17 protein-coding genes are annotated in these 17,076 nt (G+C 66.2%); all 17 read left to right on the forward strand.

What is annotated here, in order from left to right; translation table 11 throughout:
• Nucleotides 1–2: 2 nt before the first annotated feature.
• Complete coding sequence (gene pstC, locus GVY41_RS01330; RefSeq protein WP_161342612.1) at nucleotides 3–1,463, forward strand: phosphate ABC transporter permease subunit PstC; 1,461 nt, start codon at nucleotides 3–5, stop codon at nucleotides 1,461–1,463.
• Nucleotides 1,460–2,824, forward strand: coding sequence for a phosphate ABC transporter permease PstA (gene pstA, locus GVY41_RS01335; RefSeq protein WP_161342615.1), 1,365 nt, complete (start codon nucleotides 1,460–1,462; stop codon nucleotides 2,822–2,824). Before pstC ends, pstA begins: the two co-directional genes overlap by 4 nt.
• A gap of 12 nt (nucleotides 2,825–2,836) precedes the next feature.
• On the forward strand, nucleotides 2,837–3,634 hold the full coding sequence (gene pstB / locus GVY41_RS01340; RefSeq protein ID WP_161342617.1) for a phosphate ABC transporter ATP-binding protein PstB: 798 nt from the start codon (nucleotides 2,837–2,839) through the stop codon (nucleotides 3,632–3,634).
• Between the two features lie 10 nt (nucleotides 3,635–3,644).
• Nucleotides 3,645–4,367 (forward strand): phosphate signaling complex protein PhoU, encoded by a 723-nt coding sequence (phoU, locus tag GVY41_RS01345; RefSeq protein ID WP_161343102.1) that lies wholly within the window; start codon nucleotides 3,645–3,647, stop codon nucleotides 4,365–4,367.
• A gap of 4 nt (nucleotides 4,368–4,371) precedes the next feature.
• Complete coding sequence (phoB, locus tag GVY41_RS01350; protein WP_161342618.1) at nucleotides 4,372–5,061, forward strand: phosphate regulon transcriptional regulator PhoB; 690 nt, start codon at nucleotides 4,372–4,374, stop codon at nucleotides 5,059–5,061.
• Between the two features lie 17 nt (nucleotides 5,062–5,078).
• A complete protein-coding gene (locus GVY41_RS01355) occupies nucleotides 5,079–5,813 on the forward strand; it encodes a winged helix-turn-helix domain-containing protein (RefSeq protein WP_161342620.1) in 735 nt (244 codons plus the stop codon).
• A 271-nt stretch (nucleotides 5,814–6,084) separates the two neighbouring features.
• Complete coding sequence (locus GVY41_RS01360; RefSeq protein WP_202456062.1) at nucleotides 6,085–6,591, forward strand: MaoC family dehydratase; 507 nt, start codon at nucleotides 6,085–6,087, stop codon at nucleotides 6,589–6,591.
• 135 nt (nucleotides 6,592–6,726) lie between these two features.
• On the forward strand, nucleotides 6,727–7,743 hold the full coding sequence (gene dctP, locus GVY41_RS01365; protein WP_161342624.1) for a TRAP transporter substrate-binding protein DctP: 1,017 nt from the start codon (nucleotides 6,727–6,729) through the stop codon (nucleotides 7,741–7,743).
• Nucleotides 7,744–7,783: 40 nt separating this feature from the next.
• Complete coding sequence (locus GVY41_RS01370; RefSeq protein WP_202456063.1) at nucleotides 7,784–8,392, forward strand: TRAP transporter small permease; 609 nt, start codon at nucleotides 7,784–7,786, stop codon at nucleotides 8,390–8,392.
• Nucleotides 8,389–9,660, forward strand: a complete 1,272-nt coding sequence (locus tag GVY41_RS01375) for a TRAP transporter large permease (protein WP_161342626.1) — start codon at nucleotides 8,389–8,391, stop codon at nucleotides 9,658–9,660. Before GVY41_RS01370 ends, GVY41_RS01375 begins: the two co-directional genes overlap by 4 nt.
• Before the next feature lie 13 nt (nucleotides 9,661–9,673).
• Nucleotides 9,674–11,092 (forward strand): MmgE/PrpD family protein, encoded by a 1,419-nt coding sequence (locus GVY41_RS01380; protein ID WP_161342628.1) that lies wholly within the window; start codon nucleotides 9,674–9,676, stop codon nucleotides 11,090–11,092.
• Nucleotides 11,093–11,125: 33 nt separating this feature from the next.
• Nucleotides 11,126–12,286: an acyl-CoA dehydrogenase family protein gene (locus tag GVY41_RS01385; protein ID WP_161342630.1), complete on the forward strand. Its 1,161-nt coding sequence runs from the start codon at nucleotides 11,126–11,128 to the stop codon at nucleotides 12,284–12,286.
• Complete coding sequence (locus tag GVY41_RS01390; protein ID WP_161342632.1) at nucleotides 12,283–13,467, forward strand: CaiB/BaiF CoA transferase family protein; 1,185 nt, start codon at nucleotides 12,283–12,285, stop codon at nucleotides 13,465–13,467. Before GVY41_RS01385 ends, GVY41_RS01390 begins: the two co-directional genes overlap by 4 nt.
• Entirely contained in the window at nucleotides 13,464–14,249 is a 786-nt protein-coding gene (locus GVY41_RS01395; RefSeq protein WP_161342634.1) for a GntR family transcriptional regulator, read from the forward strand. The genes GVY41_RS01390 and GVY41_RS01395 overlap by 4 nt, the downstream gene beginning before the upstream one ends.
• Nucleotides 14,250–14,291: 42 nt before the next feature.
• Nucleotides 14,292–15,515, forward strand: coding sequence for an MFS transporter (locus GVY41_RS01400; RefSeq protein WP_161342636.1), 1,224 nt, complete (start codon nucleotides 14,292–14,294; stop codon nucleotides 15,513–15,515).
• Between the two features lie 34 nt (nucleotides 15,516–15,549).
• On the forward strand, nucleotides 15,550–16,350 hold the full coding sequence (locus tag GVY41_RS01405) for an HpcH/HpaI aldolase/citrate lyase family protein (RefSeq protein ID WP_161342637.1): 801 nt from the start codon (nucleotides 15,550–15,552) through the stop codon (nucleotides 16,348–16,350).
• On the forward strand, nucleotides 16,347–17,048 hold the full coding sequence (locus tag GVY41_RS01410) for a class I SAM-dependent methyltransferase (RefSeq protein WP_161342640.1): 702 nt from the start codon (nucleotides 16,347–16,349) through the stop codon (nucleotides 17,046–17,048). The genes GVY41_RS01405 and GVY41_RS01410 overlap by 4 nt, the downstream gene beginning before the upstream one ends.
• Nucleotides 17,049–17,076: the final 28 nt, after the last annotated feature.

The raw sequence follows: 17,076 nt of genomic DNA on the forward strand, positions 1-17,076 counted from the left end.
CCATGAGCGTCGGCATACTGTCCCTGATCGTCCTTGCCCTGGCCGTTGTCGGCTTTTTCGTCGGTCGGAGTCGCGCGCTGAAAAGCGTTCAGGGCGACTCCCGTAGATTGCATTCGCTGCCGGGCTATTACGGCCAGACAGTTTTCCTCTTCACCGCGGTGCCCGCCTTTGCGCTGATGGCCCTGTGGCTGATCGTGCAGCCGATGGTGATCGATGGGCGCATCGTTGGCCAGCTTGGCCCGCAGATCGCCGAAGATGCCACGGCGTCGAAGCTGGCGATGGAAGACGTCGCCCGGATCGCCAGCGGCCTTGACGCGCTGCAGGCCAGAACCGGCATGACGAATGACGAGCTGCGCGATCTGAGCGCCGATGGCTCCGACATTCGCGGGCGCCTTGCCGAAGTCGGGATCGCGCTTGGCTCTGAAGTCGATCCGCTGATCTTCGAGATGGCCAAGAGCTTCCGCATCATGCAGGCCAACGGCGCGATGATCATGTCGGTGCTGGTGCTGGTGCTTGCGGTGGCGGGCTTCGTCCTGGCCCTGCGGCGCATCCATGGGGAGTTCCGCGCGCGCAACGTGTCCGAGACCTTCGTGCGCTGGCTGCTGATCGCCTCGGCCGGGGTCGCCATCCTGACGACCGTCGGCATCGTGATGTCGCTGCTGTCCGAGACCATCCGCTTCTTCGGGATTTACCCGATCAGCGAGTTCTTCTTCAACCTGACCTGGAACCCGCAGTTCCGCGGCGGTTCCGATCTTGGCCTGATCCCGCTGCTGTGGGGCACGCTGTATATCAGCTTCGTGGCGATGGTGGTGGCGGTGCCGATCGGCATCTTCGCCGCGATCTACACGGCCGAATATGCCCCGCCCAAGGTCCGCTCTGTGGTGAAGCCCGTGATCGAGCTGATCGCAGGCATCCCGACCGTGGTGTTCGGCCTGTTCGCCCTTGTGACTGTCGGCCCGTTCCTGCGCGATTACATCGCCATGCCGCTTGGCCTTGGCAACTCTGGTTCTTCGGTGATGACCGCGGGTCTGGTGATCGGCGTGCTGAACATCCCGTTCATCTCGTCGCTGACCGATGACATCATCAACGCGGTGCCGCAATCGATGCGCGACGGGTCCTATGGCCTCGGCGCGACCAAGTCGGAAACCATCCGCAAGGTGGTTCTGCCTGCCGCGCTGCCCGGCATCGTCGGTGCCATCCTGCTGGCCGCCAGCCGCGCCATCGGCGAGACGATGATCGTGACGATGGGCGCCGGTGCCGCGGCCAAGCTGGGCCTGAACCCCTTCGAGGCGATGACCACGATCACCGTGAAGATCGTCAGCCAGTTGACCGGCGACCTTGCCTTCGACTCGCCCGAGACCCTGGTCGCCTTTGCACTCGGCATGACACTCTTCGTGATCACGCTGTGCCTCAATATCTTCGCGCTCTGGATCGTGCGCAAATACCGGGAGCAGTACGAATGACCGATATCAGCCCGACCTCTGCGGAAGCCCCGAAGCGTCCGCAAGCGCATGGCTCGCTGCTGACCGCGACGCCGCTGATGAAGCGCCGCAACGCTGCCGAAACCCGGTTCCACGCCTATGGCATCGCCGCCATCGTGGTGGCGCTGCTGACGCTGGCGATCATGCTGTTCACCATTATCCGCGACGGCCATTCGGCCTTCTACCAGGCGACGATGACCTTCCCGGTGACCATCGATGCCGCCGTGGTCGACAAGACCGGCACGCGCGACGTGGCCGAGATGACGAAGGTCACCACCATCGGCTATGCCCGCATCCTGGGCGAGTCGCTGGTCAAGCATCTGGCCGATGAGGGCCTTGTGGTCGAAGGCATGACCGACAAGGAAATCACCGACATGATCTCCAAGGACGCACCGGCCCGCCTGCGGGACCGCGTCCTGGCAGACACCTCGCTGGTGGGGCAGACCGTGACGGTCGACGTCTTCACGGGCGGCCGGGTGGATGGCTACTTCAAGGGCCGCGTCACCCGCGAGATCGCCGAGCGCGATTCCAACGTGACGGTGACCCAGCTCGACATGGCCGACCTGATGGAAGAGGCGGGAATCCTCAGCTCCCAGTTCAACTGGAGCTTCATCACCGCCCCGGACGCGTCGGACTTGCGCCCCGAGGCTGCCGGCCTTGGCGTCGCGCTGCTTGGCACGCTTTACATGATGCTGCTGACCTTCATCTTCACGCTGCCCATCGGTGTGGCCGCCTCGATCTATCTTGAGGAATTCGCGCCGAAGAACCGGCTGACCGACCTGATCGAGGTGAACATCTCGAACCTCGCGGCCGTGCCGTCCATCGTCTACGGGATCCTGGGCCTTGCCATCTTCATCAACTTTGCGGGGCTGCCGTCTTCTGCCCCGCTGGTCGGTGCGCTGGTGCTGACGCTGATGACCCTGCCGACGATCATCATCGCGACCCGCGCCGCGATCCGCGCCGTGCCGCCCTCGATCCGCGATGCGGCCCTTGGGGTCGGCGCGTCGAAGATGCAGACGGTTGTCCACCATGTGCTGCCGCTGGCGGCGCCGGGCATCCTGACCGGCACCATCCTTGGCCTTGCTTCGGCTGCCGGGGAAACCGGGCCGCTGCTGCTGATCGGCATGGTCGCCTTCGTGACCAACTACCCGGCCAGCCCGCTTGACGGCGGCTTCCTTGACCCGGCCAGCGCCCTTCCGGTGCAGGTCTATTCCTGGGCCTCGCGCTCGGACCCGGCGTTCATCGAACGCTCGTCCGGGGCGATCATCGTGTTGCTGATCTTCCTATTTTTCATGAACGCGCTTGCCATCGTGCTGCGCCGCCGCTTTGAACGCCGCTGGTAAGGGGGCCCCGCCATGAACGACATGCGAATCGTGGAGAGAGACGTGGATATCACCGAGAACAAGATCACGGCCCGTGGGGTTCAGGTGTATTACGGCACCAACCATGCGCTCAAGGACGTGGATGTCGATATCCTCGACAAGACCGTCACCGCCTTCATCGGCCCGTCGGGCTGCGGCAAGTCAACCTTCCTGCGCTGCCTGAACCGGATGAACGACACGGTTGCCAGCGCCCGGGTGGAAGGCGAGATCCTCCTGGAAGGCGAGAACATCTATGACCCCAAGGTCGACCCGGTGCAGTTGCGCGCCAAGGTCGGCATGGTGTTCCAGAAGCCGAACCCGTTCCCGAAGTCGATTTACGACAACGTGGCCTACGGCCCCAAGATCCACGGCCTGACCCGCAACAAGGCGGAACTGGACGAGATCGTCGAAAAATCGCTGCGCCGTGCCGCGATCTGGAACGAGGTCAAGGACCGGCTTGATGCTTCGGGCACCGGCCTGTCGGGCGGCCAGCAGCAGCGTCTGTGCATTGCACGTGCGGTTGCGACCAACCCCGAAGTGCTGCTGATGGACGAGCCCTGCTCGGCGCTGGACCCCATCGCCACGGCGCAGGTCGAGGAGCTGATCGACGAGCTGCGCAGCCAGTACTCTGTGGTCATCGTCACGCACTCGATGCAGCAGGCCGCCCGCGTCAGCCAGAAGACGGCGTTCTTCCATCTTGGCCATCTGGTCGAGTATGGTGAGACGGGCCAGATCTTCACCAATCCGCAGGATCCGCGGACGGAAAGCTACATAACTGGCCGGATCGGGTGACATCATGAGCATGAACAAAGACCCCCATATCGCCTCGGTCTTCGACCGGGATCTGGAAGCCATCCAGGCGATGATCATGAAGATGGGCGGGCTGGTCGAGGCCCAGATCCTTGATGCCGCCCAGGCGCTGGAAACCCGCGACGAGGAGCTGGCCGAGAAGGTCCGCAACACCGACGCGCTGGTTGACGAGATGGAAGAGCTGGTAAATGCCGAGGCCGCGCGCCTGCTGGCACTGCGCTCTCCCACCGCGTCGGACCTGCGCACCGTGCTGACAGTGATGAAGATCGCCGCGAGCCTCGAACGGGTCGGCGATTACTGCAAGAACATGGCCAAGCGCAGCCATGTCCTGGCGCAGATGCCGGCGATCAACGGTGCTGGCGGTGCGCTGCGGCGGATGGCCAAGGCCGTCGAGGTGATGCTGAAGGACTCGCTGGACAGTTACATCCAGCGCGATCTGGAGCTGGCCCATGACGTGCGCTCGCGCGATCGGGACGTCGACCAGATGTACAACGCGCTGTTCCGCGAATTCCTGACCTACATGATGGAAGATCCGCGCAACATCACGCCCTGCATGCATCTGCATTTCATCGCCAAGAACATCGAGCGTATGGGCGACCATGCGACCACCATCGCGGAACAGGTGATCTATCTGATCACCGGCACCGTGCCGGACGAGCCGCGCATCAAGGGCGAAAGCGTGATGCCGGCCGATCTGGGCGACGGCGAGGACTGAGCAGATGCCAGCCGACACCCCCTCGGTCCTGATCGTCGAGGACGAACCCGCGCAGCGCGAAGTGCTGGCCTATAACCTGGAGGCCGAAGGATTTCGCGTGGCTCAGGCCGAAAACGGCGAAGAGGCGTTGCTGCTTGTCTCCGAGGACCGGCCCGATCTGATCGTGCTGGACTGGATGCTGCCCAACGTCTCGGGGATCGAGGTCTGCCGGCGGCTGAAAAGCCGCAGCGAGACGCGGGGTGTGCCGATCATCATGCTCTCGGCCCGGTCGGAAGAAGTGGACCGGGTCCGCGGGTTGGAAACCGGCGCCGATGACTATGTCATCAAGCCCTATTCGGTGGTCGAACTCATGGCCCGGGTGCGCACGCAATTGCGCCGCACCCGGCCTGCCACCGTCGGCGAGACGCTGATGTTCGAGGATATCCGGCTTGATGCGGAAAGCCACAAGGTGTTCCGCGGCGAGGCGCTGCTGAAGCTGGGCCCGACCGAATTCCGGCTGCTGGCGACCTTCATGGAAAAGCCGGGGCGGGTCTGGAGCCGCGAGCAACTGCTCGACCGGGTCTGGGGCCGCGACATCTATGTCGATACCCGGACGGTGGATGTGCATATCGGCCGTCTGCGCAAGGCCCTGTGCCAGCAGGGCGGCGAAGATCCGGTGCGCACGGTTCGCGGCGCGGGCTACGCGCTGGGCTGACCGCCATGAACCGCGTCATGCTGCCCATCACCGGTTCTGCTGACACCGAGCTGCCTTGCGTGACCATATTTGCGACGGACGGCGAACTGCCGGTTATCGGGCAGCAAGACATCTTTGCGGCCAACTTTGATGTGTCTGTCGCGCGCACCGAGGCAGAGGCCCGGGCCATCGTCATCCAGCAGCGTCCTGACTTGCTGCTGATCGCCAGCGAGACGCGGAATGACGATTTGCCAGGGATCATCGCGCGGCTCCGCGAGGTCTCTCGCACGCGGTATCTGCCGGTCGTGGTCCTGGGGGACGAGCAGGCCTGGCTGTCATCGGCGCTGATCTTCGATGGTCATATCGATGAGGTCATCTCGAGTCAGTGTCGCACGGATATCGGTCTTGCAGCGATAAGGGCGCTCCTGCGCAGGGTGCGGCCAGAGGCTTTGACCGGCCGGCTGGCGTTCGCCGACCTGACCATCAACGAGCTTGAGCGCCGCGTCGAATGGGCCCGCACACTGATCCACCTGTCGCCAACCGAATACCGGTTTCTGGCCGGCCTTGTTGACGAGCCGTCCCACATGCTGACACGGGCGCATATCTCGCGGCGCGTCTGGGGCCACGCCTCCGATGCATCGCGGCAGATCGATCAGGTCGTGAAAGGCCTGCGCCTGCTGCTTCGCCCGCTTCAGGCCGAGCATCTGATCGAAACCGTTCGCGGCGTCGGCTATCGGCTCTGCGCGACCCCGGAAGCGCAACCGTCGACCTGACATGGCGCGCATGCCGCGCGCATCGCCTTCGCCTTCGCGTGACCGCGATGGCGATGCGAAGTCCATATCGACCAGCTGCGCCCAATCCTCCGAAAACCTGCCCTCGATGCCTTGACGGTAACCTTCGCGGATACCGCCGCAAACCCCTCAGCATGGCCCGAGGGAACTTGCCGGTTGACGCGAATCGTTCCCGCGGTCTAGTTTGTCCGGACAGCCGAACAAATTAACCTTGGCCGGCTGGCATGGGATGAGGACAGGGAGGAGACAGATCGTGCGGAAGATCGGCGAGCAGCGGTATCGCGGCGAAATCGGGCGGTACTACGAGGATTTCGTCGTCGGGGATGTCTATGAGCACCGGCCCGGCCGGACCATCACCGAGGCTGACAACATCAACTTCTCGCTGATGACCATGAACCAGCACCCGATGCATTGCGACGCCGAGTACGCGTCGAAATCCGAGTTCGGCAAACCGCTGGTCAACAGCGGGCTGACGGTGGCGATCGTGCTGGGGATGACCGTGCAGGACGTCAGCGGCAAGGCCATCGCCAATCTGGGTTGGGAGAGCATCAAGCTCAGCGGCCCGATCCATCCCGGCGACACGATCTATGCCGAGTCCGAGGTGCTGGACAAACGCGAGTCCAAGTCGCGCCCCGGCGCCGGCATCGTCAAGGTGCGGACCTTGGGCAAGAAGGCGGATGGCACGGTTTTCATGAGCTTCGACCGCTCCGCGCTGATCCAGAAGCGGGACGGAAACATCGACGAGGCCGCGGGCTACTAGCCCCGGCCAAGCGACAAGGACAAGGCGCGGGGGGAGATCTGCGCAAGGCCAAAAGTCTAAACCGCGCGCAGGGGGCGTCCGCCCCGCGCAAGATGAACAAACCGGACACACGCATCTCAGGGAGGAGATCCGCACATGAAGAACACATCTTTCGGTACGTCGTTGCGCGCAGGAACAGCCATTGGCGCGGCGCTCGTTGCTACCCTCGCGGCGCCTGCAGTGGCCGAGGACCTTGTGCTGCCAAGCGAAGTCGCGGCGACGCACTGGAAAACCGACTACCAGAACGAATTTGCGCAGATGGTCGATGAGCGGACCAATGGCGAGATCAGCGTCAAGGTGTTCCCCGCCGGCCAGCTTTACAACGAGCAGGACGCGCTGGCGGCCCTCGGCACCGGCGCGGTGCAGATGGTCTGGCCGGTCTCGGTGCGGGTGGAGTCGATCGAGCCTGCGACCGGCGTGATCAACCTTCCTTTCGCGCTTAGCGACGAGATGATGGCGAATGAGTGTTTCGCCAAGGGGCTGACAGGGGTGATGTCTTCCTATGTCGAGCCGCGCGGGCTCGAGATCCTTGGCCTGCTGCGCACGGCCGACCTGTTCTTCATCTTCAAGGATGACGAGGTCGCCAGCATGGAGGACCTCAAGGGCAAGAAGGTCCGGGTGACGGGCGGCAGGGTCTTCCTCGACACGATGGACCGGCTGGGGGTCAGCTCGGTCTCGATGGCCGCGTCGGAGATGAGCACGGCGATGTCGCAAGGCGCGATCGACGGTGTGTTCTCGTCGCCCGCCGGTTGGGCCGAAATGATCGGGATGACCGGCAAATACGGCTGGTATGTCCCCGGCTTCAGCCTTTCGACCTATGCGGTCGTCGCGGACAAGGCCTGGTTCGACGGGCTTCCTGCCGAACATCAAGAGGCCATCACCTCCTCGCTCGACGAGATCTCCAAGCGGCAGTGGATCGATGCCAAGGCGTCCGATGACGCGGCGATCCAGCACATGATCGGGCAGGGTGCTGTCTTCCACGTTGCCGACGAGGCCGAGTCGGCGCGCTGGCGGCAACTCGCAGACGAAAGCGCCACCTCCTTCACCGAGGCCCATCCCGAGGTCATGGCCCAGATGGCCGAACTGGAGACGACCTGTGGCGTCGGCGGCTGATCCCAAGGCAGAGCGCGTCGGATCCAAGGCAGGATCCGACGTGTCGCCGCCCCGTTCCCGCATTGCGCCGGACCGGGGCCCGCGCACCTCGCACTGGACCGGGTTCGAGCAACGCTGGCTGCTGTCACTGGCGACCATCCTGGCGCTGCTGGCCACCGCGATCATGCTGTTCGAGGCGTTCAACCGGGGCTTCATGGACCGCAGCTTCTTCTGGGCCGAGGAGGGCGTGCGCTACCTGATGATCTGGGCGTTCTTCCTGACCATCGGCGCCGCCGGCCGGGGCGGGTATCACATCCGCACCGAAATGCTGGTGGACATGCTGCCCGCGGGCCTGCGCCGGGTCTGCAACCTGCTGGCCAGCGTCGCCGGCGTCGGCTTCTCGGCGGTGCTCTTCGCCGCGTCACTGCCGCAGGTCTATCGCTACTACACGATGGGGATGATGACGGAATCTAACCTCGACCTGCCGATGTGGGTCCTGTTCATGGCCATGCCGATCGGGGCGCTGCTGATGGGCGGCTACTACCTCGGCTGCCTGATCCGCGCCTGGAAGGGCGCCGAGCCCTTTGGCGCACAGCCCGGTGCGGGCGCCACGCCCGACGCCGCGCCCGATGCCCCCCCTGAACCCCATGCCTCGGAGGACCGCACATGACCGTCGCCCTCGCGCTCCCATTCGCGCTTCTCTTCCTGGCGATCGGCAGCCATGTCGCCGTCGCCCTCGGCCTGGTCGCGGCCGTGCTGCTCCTGTGGTTCGGCGGCGTGCCGAACACCGTCATCGCGCAGACCGCCTTCAAGTCCGTCAACAGCTACGCGCTGATGGCGGTGCCGATGTTCGTGCTGGCCGGCAACCTGATGATGCGGGGCCGCATCGCGGAACTGATGATCGAGTTGACAGGCAGCCTTGTCCGCGCCGTGCGCGGCGGGCTGGCGCAGACCGTGCTGCTGACCGCGGTGTTCTTCGCCGCAATCTCGGGTTCCAGCGTCGGGTCCGCGGCCGCCATCGGCGCCTCGACCGTCGAAGGCCTGCGGCGCGACAACTATCCGCCGCGCTTTGCCGCGGCGCTGGTCGCTGTCGGCGGCACGCTGGGACTGATGATCCCCCCGTCGCTGAGCTTCATCCTGATCGGCTCCATCGTCGGGCTGCCGGTGGACAAGCTGTTCATGGCCGGCATCCTGCCCGGCATCATGGAAGCCTGCCTGCTGATGATCGGCACCTATGTGATGGTGCGCAAGAACGGCTATGGCCGCCGCGCCGAACGCCCCGACTGGAAGGGCTTCGGGCAGAAGCTGCCGCGCGCCCTGCCGGCGTTGATGATGCCGGTGCTGGTGCTGGGGTCCATCTATTCGGGCTTCCTGACGCCGACCGAGGTTTCGGCCTTTGCCGCGGCCTATGCCGCCGTCCTGTGCCTGCTGGTCTACCGCTCTGTCTCGCTCCGCGACATGTGGGATACGGCGCGCGTGTCGCTGCTGCAGACCACCATGATCTTCGCGGTGGTGATGGGCGGCAGCCTCGTCGGCTTCGTGCTGGCGCGGATGGGGGTCTCGGCCCAGCTGATCGGTGCGCTGGAAGCTGCCAACATGAGCCCCTGGGTGTTCCTGCTGGTCGTGAACATCGCGCTGATCATCCTGGGCATGTTCCTCGACGGGATCGCGCTGATCGTGCTGACAGCGCCGCTGCTGTTCCCCGCGGCAACCGCGCTTGGCATCGACCCGATCCACTTCGCGGTGATCATGGTCGCCAATGTCGAGATTGCCACGCTGACCCCACCCATCGGGCTGAACCTCTTCGTGATGAGCGGGATTTCCAAGATCCCGGTGCATGAGGTTGCCCGCGGGGTCGTGCCCTTCTACGGCGTCCGCATGGTGGGGCTGGCGCTGATCACCTTCGTGCCGGCGATTTCGCTGACACTGGTCCATTAGGAGGACTTCAGGAATGAACGAACAATCCACGATCGACGTTGCTGCCGGCGCAGAGACCATCGCGCAGAAACTGTCAGGCTTCGTCGAAGGCCTGCAAGGTGCGACCATTCCGGGCGCCGCGCGCGAACGGGCCCGGCACCTGATCCTCGACGCGGTCGGCATTGCACTTGCCTCGACGCAATACGATTTCGCGCACCGCACGCTTTCGGCCCTGCGCGAATTTGGTGAGGGGCCGGGCGAGGTCATCGGCTATGGCGCGCGGCTGCCGCTGCGCGATGCGGTGATGATGAACGGCTTTCTGGTTCACGGGCTGGACTACGATGACACCCACACCCGCGGCGTGATCCACGCCACCGCCAGCTGTTTCCCGACCGCGATGGGCATGGCTGCGGCCGAAAACCTCTCGGGGCGCGATCTGCTGACCTCCTACATTGCGGGGATGGAGGTTGCGACGCGGCTTGGGTCGGTCGCCAAGGGCGGCTTCCACCAGACCGGCTTTCACCCCACCGGGCTGGTCGGCGCCTTTGCCTGCGCGCTGATCGCCGGCAAGCTGCGCGGGCTGACCGCAAAGCAGCTGTCCCATGCGCAGGGCATCGCGCTCTCGATGGGCTCTGGCAGCCTTGAATTCCTGCAGGACGGCGCCTGGACCAAGCGGATCCATCCCGGCTGGGCGGGCGTGTGCGGGATCACCGCGGCGACGCTGGCGCGCAATGGCTTCCAAGGCCCCAGGGAGACCTATGAGGGGCGCTTCGGGCTTTACGCGAGCCACCTCGGGCCGTTGCTGGAGGCGTGCGATCTGTCGATTGCCACCGAGGGGCTGGGCGAGATCTGGGAAGTGACGCAGGTCGCCGTCAAGCCGCTGCCGGCCTGCCACTTCACCCATGCCTGCGCCGACTCTGCCATCGCGCTGCGCAATGAACATGGGCTTCGCCCCGAGATGATCGAACATGTCCGGGCGCTGATCCCGGGCGAAGTGGTCAAGACGGTGTGCGAGCCGGTGCGCAACAAGCAGCGCCCGCAGAACAGCTATGACGCGCAGTTCTCCATCCCCTTCGCAGTCGCGTCGGGGCTGGTGCATGGCCGCTTCGGCCTGTCCGAGCTGGAACCCGAGATCCTGAACGACCCCGAGACCCTCAGCATCGCGCGCAAGGTCGATTACGAGGTCGATCCGAACTCGGCCTTCCCGAAATACTACTCGGGCGAGGTCATCGTGAAGCTCAAGGACGGGCGCGAGCTTCGCCACCGCGAGCACATGAACCGCGGCGCCTCGGATCGGCCGCTGTCCAGCGCCGAGATCATCGCCAAATTCCGCGAGAACGCCGCGATGGCGCTGTCCGCCTCGGCGGTGGACCGGATCGAGGCCGCGGTGCTTGGCCTCGATGACGGCATGTCGGCCCGCAGCCTTTCCGCCATTCTTGCCGGGCGCGGCTGATCAGCCCCCGGCCCACCAGAACAGGAGCCAAAGATGAGAGACGAACAGGACAATCTTGAGCAAGAAGAGATGATGCTCGACATGATCGGCCGCTTCCTCGAGGTCGAGGTCGAGCCGCATGTGCGCAAGCTGGAGAATGACGACATCTACCCGGCCGAGATCGTCGAGAAGATGAAGGAAATGGGCCTGTTCGGCTGCATCATCGCAGAGGAATATGGCGGTCTCGGCCTGTCCACGACCACCTATGCGCGGATCATCGAACGGATCTCGCGCACCTGGATGTCGCTGTCCGGGATCATCAACTCGCACCTGATCATGGCTTCCGCCGTCCAGCGCGCCGGGACGCAGGGCCAGAAGGCCGAATTCCTGCCGCGCTTTGCCACCGGCGAGCTGCGCGGCGGCATCGGCCTGACCGAGCCTGACGCCGGCACCGACCTGCAGGCGATCCGCACGGTCGCGAAGCGGGACGGCGAGGACTATGTCGTCAACGGCACCAAGACCTGGATCACCAACTCGATGTATGGCAACTGCATCGCGCTGCTGGTCAAGACCGACCCCACCGCCGAACCGCGCCACCGCGGCATGAGCCTGCTGATCGCCGAGAAGGGCCCGGGCTTCAAGGTAGAGCGCAAGCTGGAAAAGCTGGGCTATCGCGGCATCGACACCTGCGAGCTGTCCTTCACCGATTACCGCGTGCCCGTCGACCGGCTGATCGGCGGCAAGGAAGGGCAGGGGCTGAAGCAGATCCTCTCGGGGCTGGAGCTGGGACGGATCAACGTCGCGGCCCGCGGCGTCGGCGTGGCCCGCGCGGCGCTGGACGACTCGGTGAAATACGCCCAGATCCGCAAGACCTTTGGCAAGCCGATCTGCGAGCATCAGGCGATTCAGCTGATGCTGGGCGAGATGGGCACGAGGGTCGAAGCCGCGCGCCTGCTGGTGGAAAGCGCCGCCCGCGCCTTCGACCGCGGCGAGCGCTGCGACATGGAGGCGGGGATGGCGAAATACTTCGCCTCGGAAGCCGCACTGCGCAATGCCACCGACGCGCTGCGCATCCACGGCGGCTATGGCTATTCCAAGGAATACAACGTCGAACGCTACTACCGCGACGCCCCGCTGCTGACCATCGGCGAGGGCACGAACGAGATGCAGCGGCTGATCATCGCCCGCCAGCTTGTCGAAAGGAATCCGGCATGAGCCTGCCGCTTGAAGGCGTCCGCATCATTGCGGTCGAGCAATACGGCGCCGGGCCCTTCGGGACCCAGCACCTTGCCGATCTGGGGGCCGAGGTCATCAAGGTCGAGAACCCGGCCGAGGGCGGCGAGGTTGGCCGCATGGTCGGCCCCTACTTCTTTGAACCCGGCGACAGCCACTTCTTCCAGTCCTTCAACCGCAACAAGAAAAGCGTCACGCTCGACCTGAAATCGGCCGAGGGGCGCCACCTGTTCGAGGCGCTGGTGGAAACCGCCGATGCCGTGTTCGACAACCTGCGCGGCGACCTGCCCGAAAAGTTGGGCCTGACCTACCAGGCGCTGAAAGCCATCAACCCCGCGATCGTCTGCTGCCATCTGTCGGCCTATGGCCGCACCGGGCCGCGCAAGGCCTGGCCGGGCTATGACTATCTGATGCAGGCCGAGGCGGGCTATTGTGCGCTGACCGGCGAGCCGGGCGGGCCGCCAGCGCGCTTCGGGATCTCGATCATCGACATGATGACCGGGACCACGGCGGCGATGGCGCTGCTGGCGGCCCTTGTCTCGGCCCGGGCGACGGGCCAAGGGCGCGACATCGACACCAGCCTGTTCGACGTGGCGCTGCACAACGTCAACTACCTCGGCACCTGGTACATGAATGACGGGATCACCACCGACCGGGCGCCGCGCGGCGCGCATCCCTCGCTGACCCCCAGCCAGATGTACCGCACCCAGGACGGCTGGATCTTCGTGATGTGCAACAAGGAGAAGTTCTGGCCGATCTTCACCGCGATCATCGACCGGCCGGACTGGGCCACCGATCCGCGGTTCAGCAGCTTCAAGGTGCGGCTGGAAAACCGCGACGCGCTGACGGTGGAAATGGACGAAGCCCTGTCTGCCCGGACGACGGCGGAGTGGATGGAGAGCTTTGCGGGCAAGGTTCCGGCGGCGCCGGTCTATGACGTGGCGCAGGCGCTGGACAGCAGTTATGTTCGCGATCAGGGGATGATCGTGGAAACCCCGCATCCGGTGCGCGGCCAGATCCGGACCCTGGCCTGCCCGGTCCGCGTTCCCGGCGAAACGCTGCCCCTGCGCCCCGGCCCGCGCCTTGGCGCCCATAATGACGAAATCCTGGGCCCGCTGTCGGCCCGGCCCCCGATGCCAACCCGTATGTCCAAGGTGCCATGAGTCAGAACCCCCTCCCACAGTCGCCGCTTGCGTCGGGTCTGCGCTATCAGGCGCTGGCGCAGGCCCTGGTCGATGACATCAGCTCGGGCCGCTACCCGGTGGGCGGGCTGCTTCCGACCGAGTTCGAGCTGGTCGAGCTTTATGGCGTCAGCCGTCACACGGTGCGCGAAGCGATCCGGCGCCTGCACGATCTGGGCCTCGTCACCCGCCAGCCGGGCGTCGGCACCCGCGTGCGGGCGCAGGCCCCGGCGGCGCGCTATGTCCACTCCAGCGAGGGCATCGGCGATCTGTTCCAGTATGTGCGCGAGGTGAACCTGACGCTGACCGAAAAGACCGAGGTCATCGCCGATGACGAACTGGCCGAGTTTCTGGAGTGTCGCCCCGGCCAGGCCTGGCTGCGCGTCCGCGGCCGCCGCCATTTCCTGGGCGAGGCGCTGCCGATTGCGCTGGCCGAGGTCTACATCGCCTGGCCGTATCGCGGCGTGCTCGACGGGGTCGATGCGCCTTCCCTGCCGCTTTATGTGATGATCGAGCAGGCACATGGCTGCCGTGCCGTCGAGGTGCGCCAGCAGGTCAGCGCCGTGCTTCTGGATGCCGAGGCCGCCGAGGCCTTCGGCACCAAGCCGGGCGAGGCCGGGCTGCGCGTCACCCGCAAGTATCGTACCGCCGGGAACGAGCTGTTCGAGGCCGCGATCAACCTGCACCCCGGCGACCGCTTCAGCCAGTCCATGACCCTGCGGCTGGAGGCGCCTGCAACCTCTCGCACCGAGCGGCAGGGCTGATGCGCCGACCACCCCCTTCGCCCAAGATATGAGTGTCCTGCAATGAGCCCAACCGATCCGGCCCGCGGCGTCCTGCCGCTGGTTGTTACCATTGCCGTCCAGGCGCTGGTGTCGCTGGCGGCGCTGGCAGCGCCGGTGATGGCGCCCGCTGCGGCGCTGTCGACCGGCCTGCCGGCCGGCTGGGTCGGGATCTTTGTCGGCGTGGTCTACGCCGCCGCCTGCGTCTCGACGCTTGTGGCCGGCGATCTCGTCTCGCGCTTCGGGCCGATCCGGATGAGCCAGGTTTCGCTGGTGCTTTGCGGTTCGGGGCTGTTCGCCGCCGCCCTTGCCACACCTGCCGGCCTTGTACTGTCAGCGGTGCTGATCGGCCTTGGCTATGGCCCGGTGACGCCCGCAAGCTCGCATATCCTGATCCGCACCACCCCGCCGCATCGCATGAGCCTGACCTTCTCGCTCAAGCAGACGGGGGTGCCGCTTGGCGGGATGCTGGCGGGATTGATGGTCCCCCTGCTGATCCACGGGCTTGGCTGGCAGGGCGCGGCCATCTGCCTGGGCGGGGCCCTCCTTGCCATGGCCGCCGTGACGCAGACGATCCGCCCGATGTTCGACAGCGACCGCGACCCCTCGCGCCCGCTTGCGCCCTCGCGTGCCCTGAAGCCGCTGATGAAGGTGCTGGCGACGCCGGCGCTGCGCGATCTTGGCCTCTGCTCGTTCTTCTTCGGCGCGATGCAACTGTGCCTGACCAGTTTCCTGGTGCTCTACCTCACCGAGGCGCGCGGGCTTAGCCTCGTCACCGCCGGCTCGATCCTCGCGGTGGCGCAGGTCGCGGGGGTGGTCGGGCGCCTTGGCTGGGGCTGGATGGCCGACAAGGTGATCGTGCCGCGGCTGCTTCTGGGCCTTCTGGGGGTGGTGATGGGCGCCGCCGGCATCTCGTTGGCGATGGTCGGGCCGGGCGTCCCGATCCTGGGGTTCGCCCTGATCGCCGCCATCTTCGGGGCCAGCGCCATCGGCTGGAACGGCGTGTTCCTGGCCGAGGTGGCGCGGCTTGCGGCGCCCGGCGAGGTCGGCGCGGCGACGGGGGCCAGCCTGTTCCTGACCTATGGCGGCGTCGTCGTCGGCCCGCCGCTTTTTGCCAGCCTTGTGGCGCAAAGCCACAGCTATCCGCTGGGGTTTCTGGCCTTCGGCGCCCTTCTGTCCGCGGTCGGCGTGTTCCTGATGCTGACGGGTCCGCGCCGCGGCGGCAGGCAGGCCTCGGCACCATCCTGACCCTTCAATCCGCGCCCTTGGGAGGGGGCAGTCCATGACCCATCGCAGCTATCTTTTCGTTCCGGGCGACCGGCCCGAGCGGTTCGACAAGGCCGTGGCGGCCGGCGCCGACGTGACCGTGCTTGACCTCGAGGATGCCGTGAAGCCCGAGCAGAAGGAGGTCGCCCGGCGCGCGATCCACGACTGGCTGTCCGCCGGCGGCCGCGCGGCGGTGCGCGTGAACGGCATCGGCACCGAATGGCATGCCGAGGACATCAAGCTTCTGGCGCTGCCCGGCGTGACGCTGGCGATGCTGCCCAAGGCAGAGGATCCCGCGGCGCTTGCGGCCTTCGTCGCGGGGCTGCGGCCGGGCCTGCCGGTGACGCCGCTGATCGAAACCGCGCAGGGCATTTTCGAGGCGCGCGCCTTGGCACGGGTGAAGAACGTCCTGCAACTGGCTTTCGGATCAGTGGATTTCCAGCTCGACGCCGGCATCGAGGGTGAGGGCGACGAGCTGCTCTTCGCCCGCTCGCAACTTGTCCTTGCCTCGGCGGCTGCCGGGATTGCGTCGCCGGTCGATGGCGTGACCGTGGCGCTGGACGATGCAGAGCGGCTGACGGCCGAGACCCGGCGCGCCCGGCGGCTGGGGTTCGGCGGCAAGCTGTGCATCCACCCAAGGCAGGTCGCCACCGTCCACCGCGCCTTCGCGCCGGATGAGGCCGAGATCGCTCGGGCGCGGGCCATTGTCGCGGCGGCCGACGGTGCCGAGGCCGGGGCGATCCGGCTGGACGGCAAGCTTATCGACCGGCCGATCGTGGAACGCGCGCGCCGGGTTCTGGAGACGCTGGCGCCATGACGGCGGGGGATCGGGGGGCCGGGGCTGCTGCGCCGCTTGAGGTTGTCGACGACGAGCTGGGCCTGATGCGCCGGCTACTGCCACTGGAAGGCGCGCGGATCCTCGATGTCGGCTGCGGCGACGGCGGATTTGCCAGGCGGCTTGTGTCCGAGGCCGGGGCGGCACGGGTGGTGGGGATCGATCTGCCGGAGACGCTTGGTCCGGCATCCGAGGGTGTCGAGCTGCTGGCGGGCAAGGCCGAGGCCCTCCCGGTGGCGGATGGGGCTTTTGACGTGGTGGCGATGATGAAGTCACTGCATCACGTCGCCCCGGACAGGATGGACAGGGCGCTGCTAGAGGCGGCGCGGGTGCTGCGGATGGGTGGGCTGCTCTATGTCTCGGAGCCCGTCGCCCGCGGGCCGTTCGATGCGATCATGCGCATCTTCCACGACGAGGCCGAGGTGCGAAGCCTGGCGCAAGCGGCGCTGACGCGCTTCACCGGCCTGGAGCGGCAGCGGCGGCTGGCCTTTCTGTCGCCGATCCGGTTCGGCAGCTTCGAAGAGTTCAAGCGGCGCATGATGCATCTGCCGACGCTGACCGCTCCGATCACCGCCGACATGCACGCTGCGGCGCGCGCCGCCTATCGCGCGCAGTCCACCAAGACCGGCGTGTTTGCGGCGCTCCGCGAGGTGCAGGTCGCGGTGTTCCAAAAACCGTGAGTCCCGGTCGGCCTGTCGCAGCAAGGCG

Source organism: Frigidibacter albus (assembly GCF_009908165.1).
Classification (GTDB): domain Bacteria; phylum Pseudomonadota; class Alphaproteobacteria; order Rhodobacterales; family Rhodobacteraceae; genus Frigidibacter; species Frigidibacter albus.

What these genes read in the sequence shown, in the direction of transcription:
- pstC (WP_161342612.1), top strand. Translation starts at nt 3, where the DNA reads ATGAGCGTCGGCATACTGTCCCTGATCGTCCTTGCCCTGGCCGTTGTC.
- pstA (WP_161342615.1), top strand. Translation starts at nt 1,460, where the DNA reads ATGACCGATATCAGCCCGACCTCTGCGGAAGCCCCGAAGCGTCCGCAA.
- pstB (WP_161342617.1), top strand. Translation starts at nt 2,837, where the DNA reads ATGAACGACATGCGAATCGTGGAGAGAGACGTGGATATCACCGAGAAC.
- phoU (WP_161343102.1), top strand. Translation starts at nt 3,645, where the DNA reads ATGAACAAAGACCCCCATATCGCCTCGGTCTTCGACCGGGATCTGGAA.
- phoB (WP_161342618.1), top strand. Translation starts at nt 4,372, where the DNA reads ATGCCAGCCGACACCCCCTCGGTCCTGATCGTCGAGGACGAACCCGCG.
- GVY41_RS01355 (WP_161342620.1), top strand. Translation starts at nt 5,079, where the DNA reads ATGCTGCCCATCACCGGTTCTGCTGACACCGAGCTGCCTTGCGTGACC.
- dctP (WP_161342624.1), top strand. Translation starts at nt 6,727, where the DNA reads ATGAAGAACACATCTTTCGGTACGTCGTTGCGCGCAGGAACAGCCATT.
- GVY41_RS01375 (WP_161342626.1), top strand. Translation starts at nt 8,389, where the DNA reads ATGACCGTCGCCCTCGCGCTCCCATTCGCGCTTCTCTTCCTGGCGATC.
- GVY41_RS01380 (WP_161342628.1), top strand. Translation starts at nt 9,674, where the DNA reads ATGAACGAACAATCCACGATCGACGTTGCTGCCGGCGCAGAGACCATC.
- GVY41_RS01385 (WP_161342630.1), top strand. Translation starts at nt 11,126, where the DNA reads ATGAGAGACGAACAGGACAATCTTGAGCAAGAAGAGATGATGCTCGAC.
- GVY41_RS01390 (WP_161342632.1), top strand. Translation starts at nt 12,283, where the DNA reads ATGAGCCTGCCGCTTGAAGGCGTCCGCATCATTGCGGTCGAGCAATAC.
- GVY41_RS01395 (WP_161342634.1), top strand. Translation starts at nt 13,464, where the DNA reads ATGAGTCAGAACCCCCTCCCACAGTCGCCGCTTGCGTCGGGTCTGCGC.
- GVY41_RS01400 (WP_161342636.1), top strand. Translation starts at nt 14,292, where the DNA reads ATGAGCCCAACCGATCCGGCCCGCGGCGTCCTGCCGCTGGTTGTTACC.
- GVY41_RS01405 (WP_161342637.1), top strand. Translation starts at nt 15,550, where the DNA reads ATGACCCATCGCAGCTATCTTTTCGTTCCGGGCGACCGGCCCGAGCGG.
- GVY41_RS01410 (WP_161342640.1), top strand. Translation starts at nt 16,347, where the DNA reads ATGACGGCGGGGGATCGGGGGGCCGGGGCTGCTGCGCCGCTTGAGGTT.